The sequence below is a fragment of the Leptospira idonii genome (genome assembly GCF_004770995.1).
Classification (GTDB): Bacteria; Spirochaetota; Leptospiria; order Leptospirales; family Leptospiraceae; genus Leptospira_A; species Leptospira_A idonii.
On sequence record NZ_RQHW01000028.1, the window covers coordinates 114,823 to 129,098 of the forward strand.

Here is a 14,276-nt window from a genome sequence, read left to right on the forward strand (position 1 = left end):
AAGCCCAAATATAAAAAAAGCCGTTCCCTGATTCAAGGAACGGCTTTCGTGCAAAATCGACTTAGATTCTGATTAGAAACGGTTGCAAACGTTGATTCGCATTCCTTTTCCTTCAAAGAATTTTCTAGTGAACTCTGCCGCTACTTTAGGCTCGTATCCTTTGCAAGAAAAGATATCGATATAAGCGATGTTCGTTTCATTTGCGAAGTGAGCGGAGATACAAGATGTTTCGATCAATTGAAACATGGAGTATCCTGCAACTCTTTCATCTTCTCCGAAATGAACCACATGAGTCTCACCGAATCTTTTCATATCGATGAGTTCACAAAGCTCAACCACATAACGTTTGATTGCTTCCGCATCGCGGATCAATTCACCGTTACAGTCGATTACGTCCAGAGAAGTTAAAAGTCCCCAAGCCCCTTCCTGAAACATAGGGAATACTCTTAGGTTGGAATCGGAATCGATTTGACGTTGGATGAAAGTTGCAAAATTTCCGTTGTATCTTTTACGGATGGATTCTGCAAACGCATCACCGGATTTCAAAACGGCGCCGTTTAACATATAAGAATCGTAAGTGATCTCTTCTCCGGAAGCGATGTCTCGAAGAGCCACAAGTTCGATTTGACCTTGGAAACCGCAATTCGGCTCGGAGCTATGGCGGATCAAATGAACCGCATCCGGACCATCATCGTGGATGGGATTTACGAGAAACAAATTCTCGGATATGGGAAGTGCGAATACTTCTTGGCCTAGACTAGAAAGCCCTGAGCTAGGAACAACTTTTCCACCGAATACAGCGACTGTTTCGCCTTTTTTGATGTTAGAGTTGGTATGGACAACAGCCTTTCCTGCCTCATCTTCTAAAACTTCCAGATCTTTGTGAAGATAGGAAAACCGATTCACGACTTGGTTTCTTGATTTAAGTTTCACGATGTGAAACCTCCAGCAGCAAATTTTTTGTTTTTGAGTTCACAGATCCAGCGAGGTCGTAGGAAGGAAAAACCTCTAGGTTGGAGGATGCTATGTTCTCTCGCACGTAAAAGTGCGAATTAGCCCCAGAGAGACCGAGTGAGTTGGTCTCCACGAAAGTGTCCGAGAAAAGAGTTACAGAGACTGCAACATTACCTTTTCCAGAGACGATCTGGTTAATAAAGTTTTGAGGAAGGGAACGTGGTTTGGAACTCTTTCCGTAGGCGGATCGCCCTGGAGGTTCCTCTTCGACGTCATAAGTTACCTGTTCTGTCATTAAGCGCCGACTGGTTTCACTCGGATCTGTTCAACAGGAAGGTTGAGCAATCCTCGCTTCATTTCGACCACAGAGATTGATTTCGCAGCAAATTTCTCTTTCATGTACAAAAGAGCTTTATTGTTGTCGATCAAATCACCACAGGTAAAGACATCGATAGCAGCATATCCGTATTCTGGCCATGTATGGATGGTAAAATGTGATTCACTAATCACAACACAACCACTGACGCCGTACGGGTTAAATTGGTGGAAAGTGGAGTTCACAACTGTTGCTCCCGACACATCTGCTGCTTCCAACATGATGGTTTCGACAAGCTCATGGTTGTTGATCATTTCCGGATCGCACTCATAAAGTTCTGCTATAACGTGTTGTCCCAATGCTTTCATTTTTTCTTCGTCTAAGACCTCCTACGGTACATAATAAGAATGAGACTTGACCATAAATTCAGATTGGCGCAAGGGTAAAGAAATTTTTCTCTGTTTATATTAAAAAATTAATACACTGCACCAATCATTCCCTTATGACTCATCTTTCGGGAGGAATGTTGCAAGCTTAACAAAAAAAATGAAACAATACTCAAAAATCTTTTACCTAGTCGGCTTTATGGCAATGCCGCTTTTCATTCTGATGCTCGTCAACGGCTACCTCTATCTAAACCAATTGGCGAGTGAAGACGTCATCTGGGGGCATAACCGTTCTTTTGCGTTTTCACAAGCAGGCAGAGAAGGGAAATTAGTACTTCTCTCAGTAACTCAAAGACGCTGCGATTTTTTGAAAGGATTGGAATGTGGAGAAGGAAAACCGGATCTTTCCAGCTTTGTTTTATTGAATGTGAATCCTGCGGACACTGATTTTCAAGGTTTAATCTTAGATGATCGTTTTGCGGAAATCAAAAAGGGAGAACTTCCCAGATATTATTTATTGAATTCTACAGGAGAGATCCGGCATTCCTCTAAAGAACTTCCCAGTGTAGAGGAAATGACAACCCTAAGAAAAACAAAATAGAAAAACGAATAGAAAGAACCCGGGGAAATGTTATATTGAAAGTTATGGAAACTTCACGGCTCTATTCTCCACTTCGTTACGTTTCTTTCCCGGTTCTTAGTTTGATTTGTTCCTGGGTTTTCGTTTCCCATTGTTTTGCGAGCAGCGCCAAAATCCCGAATCCGAATACGGATCAGGAAAAATCGGAACTTTCCTTCATAGGATTTTATCTCTATTCCCCTCGTCCTACCAATTATTCCTTCTCTGAACCCGCTTATTACGGTGTTCCCATCCAAGGAAGAAGTGTGCTCCTGGAAACAAAGCCGGGTAAGGAAGAGATCACTCCCTACTCTTTAGATCATTATAATGTACTTATTCTACAACCGAACAAGGAATATTCTTTGCATCAACTGGAATGGGCGGAAATCTGCGGGGACAGATGCATTTTAAAGCGTAATTTGAAAGTGGATCCTGCCGATTCCGTTTTGAATTTCAAAGGAAAGCCGGGAGAAATCGTATTTTTGGGAGTCTTTCAAGTGACTGACAAAAATACGAAAAACAATAAGTCTTCCTCACAAGATCCATCGATCGCTTTTTTGGAAGACGGATTCAAAGCGCTGGCCAATCCGAAATTTCGATGGGACCCTGAATTCAAACGCAAAATCTCGGACAATACAGAAGAAATCAGTTTTCGTTCTGCAGAGATTCGATTTTTGAAAACAATCCTCCAAGAACAACCGGATGGCTATTGGAAAGAAAAAGCAGAGAATCAATTGAAACTTTTGACTCAGGAAAAGAATTAAAGAGGTTTCTTTAAGATGCTTCTTCCGCCTGTTTCCAGGAAGATTGCCGCACCACTTCCATAATCGCAGAGAATAGAATCATACCTCCTCCCAGCCAAATCCTTTCCGGAGGAAGTTCTCCTAAGATAAGCCAAGCCGCAAAACTGCCATACAGCGGACTCAAGGTGGAAAAAACTCCCGCAGTTGTTACGGATAAAGCGGAAAAACTGCGAATCCACATGGTATGCGCTAAAGAAGTAAATATACCCGCTAGCAACACTTGATAAAGAAGGTATTTGGGTTCGGAAATCATATCAATGAGTCCGTCCGCAAAAGGAAGTAAAATAAGAGAAGTGGCGATCAACTGGATGAACAGAAGAGAAGAGCTCGAATAATGAGTGTGCATCTGTTTGGTGAGAATATTTCGTAAAGAATACAATACGGCGGAGATCAAACCCCAAACCACTCCCTGAAATTGGGAATTGTTCCAATCGAACTCTGGCACGATGAAAAAAAGTCCGCAAAAAGAAAATAGAATCAGAAAGATGGAATATCTATCCGCTTTGGTACCAGTAAACATAGGTTCCAAAATAGCAGTGAACATAGGATAGGTGAAAAGGGAAAGCATTCCGATCGCAACGGTAGAAACCTGTATGGAATGGAAATAAGTCACCCAATGGACTCCGAATAAAATCCCTATCCCGAAGATTTTAAATGCGTCAGAAGGTTTTTGAAACCGAATCTCTTTTTTTCGAAGAAGTAAAAATGCGGCCAGAATGATGACGGAGAAGATGGCCCTGCCCGATATGATGGTCGAAGCAGGGAAAGGAAGTAGTTTTGCGAAAAGAGTCACATTCCCCATGATGAGGATGGACAAATTCAACTCTAAGATGCTTTTGAGACGGGAAGAAGAATTCACTTCTTCCTTAACTTTCGACTCCCAAAAATTTGGCTATGGATTTTCTGTCCTTTTCCAAACTATGTTTGTGAATTTCCTCAATCGCCTTTTCTACGATGGGGGAAACGAAAAGCAGGCTGGAGTGAACTTCTACATCGTACACTCTTTCCGAACCGGCAGTCGCTTCCCGATAGATGCTTTTGCCCTTAATCACAAATACATTGTCTTTTCCAGGAGGAGCGATTTTGAATTCGTGAGTATTCGTAGTCACATCAAAAGTGGATTCTTCCAAAAGAGATAGATCGTTCAATGCTGCCGATAAAACGGCAGGCATAGAACCATCCAAACTTACCTTTCTCTTTTGAGTGATGATGTTTCCTTCTTTTTTCTCTTCTACAAGAGTCACATTTTTCAGATCAGGAAACTGATCCAGATGTTTGTATCTCTCTTCCCTTGCATGAAGCAATTTAGCAAGAGGAACCGGGAAGTTATGAGTCACTTGGTATTTCACTATTTTTTCTTTCCTTTCTTTTGGGCAGGTTTCGCTTTTTTCTTAACTGCCTTTTTTACCGGTTTCTTTACGGCCTTTTTCGCGGATTTTTGAACCGCTTTCTTTTTGACTACCTTTGCTTTTTTCTTAGCAGGCGCTTTCGTTTTGGAAGAAACGGATTTCTTTTTGGGAGGAGCGACTGTCTTTTTCTTAGGTGTGGATTCGGACTTGGTAGTCGTTTTTTTAGCGGTGGGAGTCACCTGCGCTAAAAGCTCTTCGTCTTCCCAATAAAATACTTGCTCAGGATTGGATTGTTCCATCGCTCTTGCCTGTGCTTCCAACAAAGAGTTGTTTGTCTCACTGAAGTTGGATAGTTTTTGAAAGAGAAGATTGATTTTCGGATCTTGGAACTTATTACGGATTTTTTCGTAAAAATCGCGGGCGTCGTCCCCTTCTCGAATCGCAAGTTCCAAAGCCTTACGTTCGTCCATGTTGACTTCTACGGATTTGTTTCGATCCAACTTATCCATTAACTTCTGTATAGTGGAAGAATGGAACTTTTCGATTTCGTTCAGTTGTTTGAGGTTGGGAAGTTCTTTCCCTTCCGCGTTTTTATAAACTTCGCGGATGTATTTTATATGTTCATCACCATCTAACGCAAGTTGGCTGAAAAGTTCCCTCACGGGACCTTCCGCCAAACTTTCGGATGTTTTGAGATAAAATTGAAAACATTTTACTTCATGATCGATGGCTGCGGCTACGGCTTCGAGAAATGTAGTTTTTTTGAGTGATTTCATTGTCAAGATATTCCTTCAAGAAAGCGCTTATATTCTAGCGGATTCAATGCGAGCTTCAAGTACTTTTCGGATCTTCTTTCAGGATCAATTCCTCTACCTTGACGGATTCATAAAGAAGCGCCTGGGCAAGATAGTAAGTGATCATGATGAGCATGGAAGCGAGCAATCTGTCCATATGAGGATTCAAAAACATCGAATAGGCGATGATGGAATCGGAAGCCATAAACGTGATCGCTCCGATGAGTCCACAGCGGTATGCATGCGCTTGAGAGACGCGAGCAGCAGCTCTCCAACCCATTAGACAGATGGCTGCGATATAAACCGCTACAGGAATCAAAAGAACCCCTAGCTTAGGAACTAGAAGTGCGAAGAAAACCCCGCCGAATGCCAAGAAAGGCAGAGACAATTTCAATTTCAATGTAGAGCCGATGGAAAAAGCATACGCATAAATCAATTGCGCCAATAGAAAAGAACCCAAGCCCGGAACGAAAAATTTCTCCCCTGGCAAAGCCAAGAAAGAATCACCGAAAGCGGAAAAAATCAGTGCCAAAACGACCAATTTCCCTCTTTTTTGGAGTTCACCCCAAAATCGGACAAGGGATACAATCAAAATCAAGATAGGGATGATTTTGGAAGGAAGGAAGAAGTAACTCTCTTTTGTGATCGTTAAGATTGCTAGAAGATGAACGATCGAGTACAAACCAAATAAAACAATTTCTTTTGCCATAATTCTTACTTTACAATAGGGACTCGAACGATTTTATCATTGAGAGAACCTTTGAGTCATTAATATATGAAAGCAAACCGTCCCCTGTCCATCCTTTTCTTAATCTTCTTTTTTTCCTTCAGCTCTCTTTCCGCAAGGGAAGTACCTAGTGGAGGCGAAATGTTGTTAGATATGGCAATCGCAAGACCGGTGGGGCTCGCTGGAACCGTACTAGGCATCGGAACTTTTATCGTAGCCACTCCTTTCACTCTTCTTTCCGGAACATGGAAACAAGCGGGGAAACGTTTGGTGGTTTATCCTGCCAAGTTCACATTTGTACGCGGGTTAGGCGACTTTCCCGGCTATATGGAAGAATACGAAATCGTAGAGGATTAATTTGGAATCATCTTTATTTGCGGAATTTCCGGAAACCAGCACAGAAGACTGGAAAAACACAATCATCAAAGACCTAAAAGGTCTACCTTATGAAAAAATCCAATGGGAAACAGAAGAAGGTTTTTTAATCGAACCTTTTTACCGAAAAGAAGATATCTCTTCTGAAACTCTGCCTCGCATCCATCGCAAAGATAGAGGGTGGAAAATCACGGAAGGAATCGTTTCTTCCTCGGTAACACTTGCAAACGAAGATGCGAAAGCTCTTCGAAAGAAAGGGGTAGACTCTTTCGTATTTTTCTCTCATGAAGAAAACGGAGCTACCTACGGAATTCCTCTTTCTCAACCGAACGATCTTTCCAGACTCGTTGCCGATCTAGACCTAAAAGAAATTCCTGTTTTATTTTCTCTATCCGGCCGCACTCCCGACTTTGCCAAAGAGATTCGTTCCCTGGCTCAAGGTGCAAAACAAGTTTTGGCCGACTACGATCCTTTTGGAAACGCCCTTCTCTGCGGAGACTTGGGAGCTACGGAAGAAAAAACGAAATCAAATTTAGCTTCTCTCGTTTCCGGTGCTTCGAACGAAAAATTCATCTGCGTGCATTCCTATTATTTAAGAGAATCGGGAAGTACCGTTACACAAGAGTTAGCTTATGCACTTGCTTGGGGATTGGAATACCTGAACATTCTTATCGAATCGGGAAGAGACCTGGATTCGGCTGCGGAATCTATCTGGTTCTGGACGGGAATCGGTTCCGACTATTTCACTGAAATCGCTAAATTCAGAGCACTTCGCATTCTTTGGGCTGAGATTTTGAATGCCTACAAACCCGGATTAGGCGAAGCACATCCCATCCATATCCACGCAAGCACAACAGAATGGAATTTTACGGCTTACGATCCCTATGTGAATATGCTGAGAGGAACTACCGCAGCCATGTCCGCAGTGATGGGAGGTGCCGATTCGGTTTCCGTTCATTCTTTCGATAAAGTCTATAAAGATGGGAACGAATTCGGATCCAGAATCGCCCGTAATTCTCAACTTCTTTTGAGACACGAATCCCATCTGGATAAAGTGGAAGATCCTTCCTCCGGATCTTACTATTTGGAAGTTCTCACTAAAAAGCTCTCCGAAGTCGCTTGGGCCAAATTCCAAGAGATAGAGAAAGAAGGAGGGTTCCACAAATCTTTGTTAAATGGAACAATCCAGTCACAAGTGGATCTTTCCGCAAAGAAAAAAAGAGAATCTGTTTCCACAAGGAAACAAACTCTCCTAGGAACCAACCAATACCCTCTTTCTTCGGAAAGACAAATCGAATTGAAACATTCCATTTCCAAAACAGAAAAAAAAATCTCAGTTCCGAATGAAGGTAAATACAAAAGATTGAACCCTCTTCGGGTTTCCTACGATTTCGACCGATTGAGAAATGCGACTGATGTTTATTTTGAAAAAAACAAATCCGTACCGAAAGTGTTTTTACTTACCATCGGAAATTTGGGAATGAGAAAGGCAAGAGCCGCATTCGGACTCAATTATATCGGATGCCTAGGTTATGAGATTATAGACAATTTAGGATTCACTTCCGTAGAAGAAGGAGTTCAGGCAGCGAAGAAAGCAAATGCGGATATCGTTGTATTATGTTCTTCCGATGAAGAATATGCTGAATTTATCCCTCAGTTTGCAGATTCTATGAAAACCATCCTTCCTAAAGCTTGGAAAATCGTTGCAGGATACCCCAAAGATTTGATCTCGATTGCCGAAGAGAAAGGAATCGAAGATTTCATTCACTTAAAAAGAAATCTGGTCGAATTTATGGAGAAAGCGCAAAAGAAACTGGGGCTTATTTAGTCTCGGTTTCCCAATCCAATCCCATCATAGCAAGAAGATTCATCGGGAGAGCCACTTGAAATTCGGTGCGACCCGGTTTCGAATCCAGATGAATTCTTCCTTGGTGTCTTTCCACAACTCTTTTCACAATCCCTAGACCCATCCCGCTCCCTTCCCCTGCGGCCTTCGTAGTAAAAAAGGGCTGAAAGATTTTTTCTCTAATCTCAAGAGGAATCCCAGGCCCGGAATCAATCACGGAAACGATTAGATATTCTTTGTCGATAAAGGTGCGGATCGTAAGATCCCCTTTAAAGTTCATCGCCTGCAAGGAGTTAAAGATTAAGTTCGTCCAAACATGAATTAAATCATCGGGATAACAATAAATCGTAGGTTCCGCTTCGAAAAGGCGGATCACATTCACTCCCCTTTTGATTTTATCCTGATAGATGGTAAGAACCGTATCGATTCCATCCGTGACTTTGCTCGGCATAGCCTTGCCTAACTGATCGAAGTGGGAATAATTTTTGAGGGCGTATATGATTTTGGAAACCCGATCCACCGCAACTTGAATGGTTTTACTCATGTGCAAAGATTGGATTTGGCGGAATATGATTTCTAAAATTTCGGACGCATAACTATGATTTAAGATTCGTCCGTATTTGAGAAGGATCTCGTGAATTCCCAGATCAATTGCGGAATCGGCGATGGTTTCTGCATCTTTGACGGATGCATCTTCCAATTTTTGGATGAGAATCTTTTTCTGCCGCCTCGCTTCCAATCCGGATATGAATTCCATCGTATCGTAACTTTCCCGGATCAGCTCCATCATTTCGTCTAATGTATCGTAGTCGATTAGGGAATAAATTTCTTTCAATACTCTCATTCTTTGAGGGAAACCCATTTGAGCGCTTCTCAAGTTCTGATTGCTTGCTTGAATGGCACCGATTGGATTATTGATTTCGTGGGCGATCCCCGCAATGAGTTGCCCTAAAGCCGCCATTTTTTCGGAAAGAACCAGTTGCTCTTGTGCGATCTGCAAACGATCCAATGCAGAAACAAGTTCTTCCTTTTGTTTTTCGATAAGTTCGTTTTTAGCGGTCATCTCACGATTGTATGTTCTGAGTTCGTTGATTTCCCTTCTATGACTGACGTCCTGGATACTGATCGCAACCTGCACCACTCCCTTATCATGGATGATTTTGGATTTGGCGCTGATAGGAAAAAGGTTTCCATCTCTCTTTTTTGCGATCAAATCTATCGGAATTTGATCGGTTAGATTTCCTGCCAAAATAAGTTTCCAAGAATCTTCCGTAAACAGATCGATATTTTGCAGAGAAGAAATTTCGGAAGAAGTATATCCGAATTTTTCGAAAAATGCGCGGTTTGCATCGTAGATTCTATGTAAGTTGGCATCCGTGATCCAAATGGCTTCCGTAGTAAGCTGGTAAAATGCCTGGAATCTGGATTCCGATTCCCTTAATTGTTTTTCCTGTTCTATTTTATGAGTGATATCGGATATGAAAAAAATCACATATTCGATTTCTCCCCCTTCCTTATCCTTAAAGCTGGGAGCGCCCGAAATAGAGATCACTTTCTCTTTTTTTCCCTCCCAACTGATCGTCTGAAGAATCTCTCTTACCGGTTTTTTCGTTCGTATAACCACAGCAAATGGTTGATCGTCGGGAGAAAAAATCCTTCCGTCTAAGGTTCTATGCATGAACTTGGGGGAATTGTATTTTAGTTTGTATTTTTCATCCTGAGTGAATCCTAAAATCACTTCCGCAGATTTATTTGCATAAACGATTTCTCCATCAGGGTTGAGAATGGTGATCGCCTCTTCCGAAGTTTCCATCACTTTGGTGAGGAAATCTCTTTCTTCTTTCAATTCTCTCTGGAATAAGATGCGATCCCAAACCTTGGAGAATAAATCCGCAAATAATACTAGATAAGAAACATAAAGATGCAGAGGGACAAGAAAGTCGTCTGAATAAAAGGAAAGAACATGGGTTGTATTTCCATGTTTCTGAATGGGAATGAGCACCCAGTTCGGTTTGTAATCGACCAAAGGAATCTCAGTGATTTGGCTCCCTGATATCTTCACCACCTGATTTTCGCATAACTTATCTTCGATGAGTCGCCAGTTCAAATCGGGAAAAAAATCGGATCTGCTCGATTTGAAAAAATTTTCCTCTCTGTATTTATATTTCGAACGGAGCATAGTGACTTCATTCAGAAATCCGGGGAAGTCGAAAATCATCCCCAATCGAGCACCTAAAAACTGAGAGAGACTCGCTAAACTTCTGTTTACCGGAATTTCCCAATTCTCCTCTGAGAACTGGTTTATATCTCTGGAAAAGGAATATAAAATAGATTCGAGAGACGTTTGGATTTCCAAAGTTTCGCGAGCGGTGATCTCATCCGTTATGTCAGTCCCAGTTCCCAGAACCAATTCCAAGTTCCCTTCTGCATCCGCTATGTAGGTATTTTCCCAGCGAACGATGATTTCTTCTCCGGCTTTCGTAAGCCAAATGTTTTCGAAACGATGCCCTTTCTCTCCCTCTCCTCCCGGACGGATCTTTCGAAATTCAGATTGAAGTAGGGATTTTTCTTTTTCAGGAATCAAAATGTCCCAAAAAAACTGGCCTTTGACTTCTTCCCAAGTGTATCCGGTTTTGGACTGACATTGTTTGTTGAATACCAGAATGCGCCCTTCCGGATCCAGTGCCAGAACAAGAGAAGAGACAGTGTCTAGGATGGTTTTTGCGAATAAGGGATCGTTCAGCACAGAAAGGTATTTGAGTTGGAATGCAAAAGAAACCTAGCCTTGAGAAGCAGAATTGCAATCGAAAAACTGCTTTCTCTTTGGTTTTGTCTTTGTATCCTTGTATTAGACAAGATCCGTATGCGACCTGATTTTACAAAAATTCCACTTCAATTCAAAAAATCATCTACCAATTCGAAATCCACATCTCTTTGGCAGACTCCGGAAGGAATTCCCATCCAATCTCAATATTCCCAAGAGGATTTAGAAGGTTTAGAACACTTAAATTATGCGGCTGGAATCGCTCCTTTTTTAAGAGGGCCCTATTCCACAATGTATGTGAATAAACCTTGGACCGTTCGTCAGTATGCCGGTTTCTCAACCGCAGAAGAATCCAATGCATTTTATCGTAGAAACTTAGCTGCAGGGCAAAAGGGACTTTCCGTCGCTTTCGACCTAGCCACTCACAGAGGATACGACTCCGACCACGAACGGGTGGTAGGTGATGTAGGTAAAGCGGGAGTTGCCATCGATTCGGTTCTGGATATGAAGATCTTATTCGATCAAATCCCATTGGACCAGATGTCCGTTTCCATGACGATGAACGGAGCGGTCATCCCCGTTCTTGCCTTTTATATCGTAGCTGCAGAAGAACAAGGAGTCAGCAAAGACAAGTTATCCGGCACGATTCAGAACGATATCCTCAAAGAGTTTATGGTGCGTAATACTTATATTTATCCGCCTAAACATTCCATGAAGATCATCGCAGATATATTCGGATACACTTCCAAATATATGCCTAAGTTCAACTCTATCTCCATCTCAGGCTACCATATGCAGGAAGCGGGAGCTACCGCCGACTTGGAACTCGCCTATACTTTAGCGGACGGCTGGGAATACATTCGCACAGGAATCGCATCAGGCCTGTCAGTTGACGAATTCGCACCTAGACTTTCTTTCTTCTGGGCCATAGGAATGAACCATTTTATGGAGATCGCCAAAATGAGAGCGGGAAGACTGCTCTGGGCCAAAATCGTAAAACAGTTCCAACCCAAGAGCACAAAATCCCTAGCACTCCGAACTCACTGCCAAACCTCGGGCTGGTCCCTTACGGAACAAGATCCTTTCAATAACGTAGGAAGAACTTGTATCGAAGCGATGGCTGCGGCACTCGGCCACACTCAATCGCTTCATACGAACGCATTGGATGAAGCGATCGCACTTCCTACCGACTTTTCCGCTCGAATCGCAAGAAACACTCAGATCTATCTTCAAGAAGAAACGAATATCAATCGAGTGATCGATCCTTGGGGCGGATCCTTCTATGTAGAAAAATTAACGAACGATTTGGTTTACAAAGCTTGGAATTTGATCCAAGAAGTCGAAAAGTTAGGCGGTATGGCTGCCGCCATCGAAACGGGAATTCCTAAAATGAGAATCGAAGAAGCGGCTGCCAGAAAACAAGCTCGCATCGATTCGGGAAAAGACGTCATCGTAGGCGTGAACCGCTATCGACTCGAAAAAGAGGATCCGATCGATATTTTAGATATTGATAATACTGCAGTAAGAGAAGCGCAAATCAACCGTCTCAATCAAATGAAAAGAGAAAGAGACTCTGCTGCGGTCACTGCCGCATTGGAAGCGATTACGAAATGTGCGGAAACAGGAGAAGGAAATCTTCTGGAACTGGCAGTAGATGCGGCTCGTAAAAGAGCTTCCTTGGGCGAAATTTCTTACGCAATGGAAAAAGTTTTCGGGAGATACAAGGCAGTGATTCGATCTATTTCAGGTGTTTATTCTTCTGAAATTTCGGAAGACAAAGGTTTTGTGGAGGCTAGAAATCTAGCGGACGAATTCTCCAAACTGGAAGGAAGAAGACCTCGTATCATGGTGGCTAAGATGGGTCAGGACGGACACGATCGAGGCGCCAAAGTCATTTCCACGAGTTTTGCGGATATGGGGTTCGACGTTGATATCGGGCCATTATTCCAAACTCCTGCGGAAGTCGCCAAACAAGTGGTAGAGAATGACGCTCATATTTTAGGTGTATCCTCTCTTGCGGCAGGTCATAAGACTCTTGTTCCTCAAGTCATCGAAGAACTAAAGAAACTGGGCGCAGAAGACGTGTTAGTTGTTGTCGGAGGTGTGATCCCCGCGCAAGATTACGACTTCCTCTATCAGTCCGGGGCTACTGCGATTTTCGGGCCGGGAACGGTTATTTCCGAGGCAGCAAAACAAATCTTAACGATTATGCTGAATGAGCGGAGAGCCGCTTAATCCCAAGGAGGAGAAAAACCCTCCTCCCTCTACGACTCCCAATGTGATGCCAGGGGTGAAAGACGCCCCTTCCATCAATCCTTATATCCTAAAACAAAGGGAAAATTATAAAAGGAAAGAATACTCGGTAGAAGAAATCGCCAAAGGAGTATTAGATGGCAATCGAACCTTTCTTTCGAAAGCGATCACTCTTGTGGAAAGCAATCGAGAGGATCACAATGATCTGGCTCAATCCATTTTGGAAAAAATCCTCCCTCATGCTGGAAAATCGATCCGTATAGGAATCACTGGCGTTCCTGGAGTGGGGAAATCCACATTCATAGAAGGTTTCGGTTCTTTCCTACTTTCCCAAGGATACAAACTTGCTGTGCTTGCCATCGATCCCAGCAGCCAAAGAACGAAAGGAAGCATCTTAGGGGACAAAACCAGAATGGAAGTTCTGGCGAAATCTCCCAATGCCTTTATCCGCCCATCACCTAGCAGTGGTTCCCTGGGAGGAGTCGCCCGAAAAACCAGAGAATCCATGTATCTCTGTGAAGCGGCGGGTTTCGACGTCATCATTATAGAAACGGTAGGAGTGGGTCAATCGGAGACCCAAGTTCATTCCATGGTTGATTTTTTTCTTCTTCTGATGCTTGCCGGTGCGGGAGACGAATTACAAGGAATCAAACGAGGGATTATGGAAATGGCGGATCTCATCGCCATCAATAAAGCGGATGGACCGAACGAGCCTTATGCGACAAGAGCCAGATCCGAATACGAATCCGCACTTCATCTTTTCCCTCCTGCCGAATCCAAATGGACTCCCAGAGCCACCGTCTGCAGCGGATTGGGAGGGAAAGGACTGCCTGAAATTTGGAATTTGATTTCGGATTATAAAAACACCACTCAAGAGAACGGTTATTTCGAATCCAACAGAAAACAACAAACCAAACTTTGGTTTGACGAAACACTGCAAGAAGCGGTGTTAAATCGTTTTTTCGAAAAACAAGGAATGACGGAAGAACTCAAATCTTCGGAAGATCTGGTTATGAACGGTAAATCTTCCGTTCTAAAAGAAATCAAAAGGCTGATGGCCGATACGAATAAGATCTAAATCGGCCAATCC

The 14,276-nt window shown here is 42.8% G+C and carries 13 protein-coding genes; 6 read left to right on the plus strand and 7 right to left on the minus strand.

Annotated elements, in window-relative coordinates; all coding sequences use genetic code 11:
• Positions 1-72: 72 nt before the first annotated feature.
• Positions 73-933 (minus strand): S-adenosylmethionine decarboxylase, encoded by an 861-nt coding sequence (locus tag EHS15_RS07600; RefSeq protein ID WP_135759956.1) that lies wholly within the window; start codon positions 931-933, stop codon positions 73-75.
• 315 nt (positions 934-1,248) lie between these two features.
• Entirely contained in the window at positions 1,249-1,638 is a 390-nt protein-coding gene (gene speD, locus EHS15_RS07605) for an adenosylmethionine decarboxylase (RefSeq protein ID WP_135759957.1), read from the minus strand.
• A 178-nt stretch (positions 1,639-1,816) separates the two neighbouring features.
• Between speD and EHS15_RS07610 the strand changes: the two genes are divergently transcribed.
• Entirely contained in the window at positions 1,817-2,257 is a 441-nt protein-coding gene (locus tag EHS15_RS07610) for a hypothetical protein (RefSeq protein ID WP_135759958.1), read from the plus strand.
• Between the two features lie 35 nt (positions 2,258-2,292).
• Positions 2,293-3,039 carry a hypothetical protein gene (locus EHS15_RS07615; RefSeq protein ID WP_135759959.1) on the plus strand — a complete coding sequence of 249 codons (747 nt, stop codon included), beginning with the start codon at positions 2,293-2,295 and terminating at the stop codon, positions 3,037-3,039.
• A gap of 10 nt (positions 3,040-3,049) precedes the next feature.
• Here the strand turns inward: EHS15_RS07615 and EHS15_RS07620 are convergent, their stop codons facing one another.
• The 4 genes from EHS15_RS07620 to EHS15_RS07635 are packed head-to-tail and all read right to left on the minus strand — an operon-like array spanning position 3,050 to position 5,930.
• Complete coding sequence (locus tag EHS15_RS07620; protein ID WP_281277620.1) at positions 3,050-3,937, minus strand: DMT family transporter; 888 nt, start codon at positions 3,935-3,937, stop codon at positions 3,050-3,052.
• Between the two features lie 7 nt (positions 3,938-3,944).
• Entirely contained in the window at positions 3,945-4,427 is a 483-nt protein-coding gene (locus EHS15_RS07625; protein WP_135759960.1) for a DUF2505 family protein, read from the minus strand.
• The gene (locus EHS15_RS07630) at positions 4,427-5,203 is read right to left on the minus strand and encodes a ferritin-like domain-containing protein (RefSeq protein ID WP_135759961.1); all 777 of its coding nucleotides are present in this window, start codon (positions 5,201-5,203) and stop codon (positions 4,427-4,429) included. The genes EHS15_RS07625 and EHS15_RS07630 overlap by 1 nt, the downstream gene beginning before the upstream one ends.
• Before the next feature lie 55 nt (positions 5,204-5,258).
• On the minus strand, positions 5,259-5,930 hold the full coding sequence (locus tag EHS15_RS07635; RefSeq protein WP_135759962.1) for a lysoplasmalogenase: 672 nt from the start codon (positions 5,928-5,930) through the stop codon (positions 5,259-5,261).
• A 66-nt stretch (positions 5,931-5,996) separates the two neighbouring features.
• On the opposite strand from EHS15_RS07635, the gene EHS15_RS07640 reads away from it, so the two are divergent.
• On the plus strand, positions 5,997-6,305 hold the full coding sequence (locus tag EHS15_RS07640; protein ID WP_246051945.1) for a hypothetical protein: 309 nt from the start codon (positions 5,997-5,999) through the stop codon (positions 6,303-6,305).
• Position 6,306: 1 nt separating this feature from the next.
• Positions 6,307-8,151 (plus strand): methylmalonyl-CoA mutase family protein, encoded by a 1,845-nt coding sequence (locus EHS15_RS07645; protein ID WP_135759963.1) that lies wholly within the window; start codon positions 6,307-6,309, stop codon positions 8,149-8,151.
• Here the strand turns inward: EHS15_RS07645 and EHS15_RS07650 are convergent.
• Complete coding sequence (locus tag EHS15_RS07650) at positions 8,144-10,915, minus strand: PAS domain-containing sensor histidine kinase (protein ID WP_135759964.1); 2,772 nt, start codon at positions 10,913-10,915, stop codon at positions 8,144-8,146. The two genes, EHS15_RS07645 and EHS15_RS07650, sit on opposite strands and share 8 nt — an antisense overlap.
• Before the next feature lie 117 nt (positions 10,916-11,032).
• On the opposite strand from EHS15_RS07650, the gene scpA reads away from it, so the two are divergent.
• Both scpA and meaB read left to right on the plus strand, forming a co-directional pair.
• On the plus strand, positions 11,033-13,168 hold the full coding sequence (gene scpA, locus EHS15_RS07655; RefSeq protein ID WP_135760092.1) for a methylmalonyl-CoA mutase: 2,136 nt from the start codon (positions 11,033-11,035) through the stop codon (positions 13,166-13,168).
• A gap of 46 nt (positions 13,169-13,214) precedes the next feature.
• Positions 13,215-14,264, plus strand: a complete 1,050-nt coding sequence (meaB, locus tag EHS15_RS07660) for a methylmalonyl Co-A mutase-associated GTPase MeaB (RefSeq protein ID WP_210416319.1) — start codon at positions 13,215-13,217, stop codon at positions 14,262-14,264.
• The last annotated feature ends 12 nt before the right edge of the window (positions 14,265-14,276 follow it).

Excerpts from the sequence above, each read along its gene's own strand:
- EHS15_RS07610 (WP_135759958.1), top strand. The coding sequence starts at position 1,817 with ATGAAACAATACTCAAAAATCTTTTACCTAGTCGGCTTTATGGCAATG.
- EHS15_RS07630 (WP_135759961.1), bottom strand. The coding sequence starts at position 5,203 with ATGAAATCACTCAAAAAAACTACATTTCTCGAAGCCGTAGCCGCAGCC.
- meaB (WP_210416319.1), top strand. The coding sequence starts at position 13,215 with ATGCCAGGGGTGAAAGACGCCCCTTCCATCAATCCTTATATCCTAAAA.
- EHS15_RS07635 (WP_135759962.1), bottom strand. The coding sequence starts at position 5,930 with ATGGCAAAAGAAATTGTTTTATTTGGTTTGTACTCGATCGTTCATCTT.
- EHS15_RS07640 (WP_246051945.1), top strand. The coding sequence starts at position 5,997 with ATGAAAGCAAACCGTCCCCTGTCCATCCTTTTCTTAATCTTCTTTTTT.
- speD (WP_135759957.1), bottom strand. The coding sequence starts at position 1,638 with ATGAAAGCATTGGGACAACACGTTATAGCAGAACTTTATGAGTGCGAT.
- scpA (WP_135760092.1), top strand. The coding sequence starts at position 11,033 with ATGCGACCTGATTTTACAAAAATTCCACTTCAATTCAAAAAATCATCT.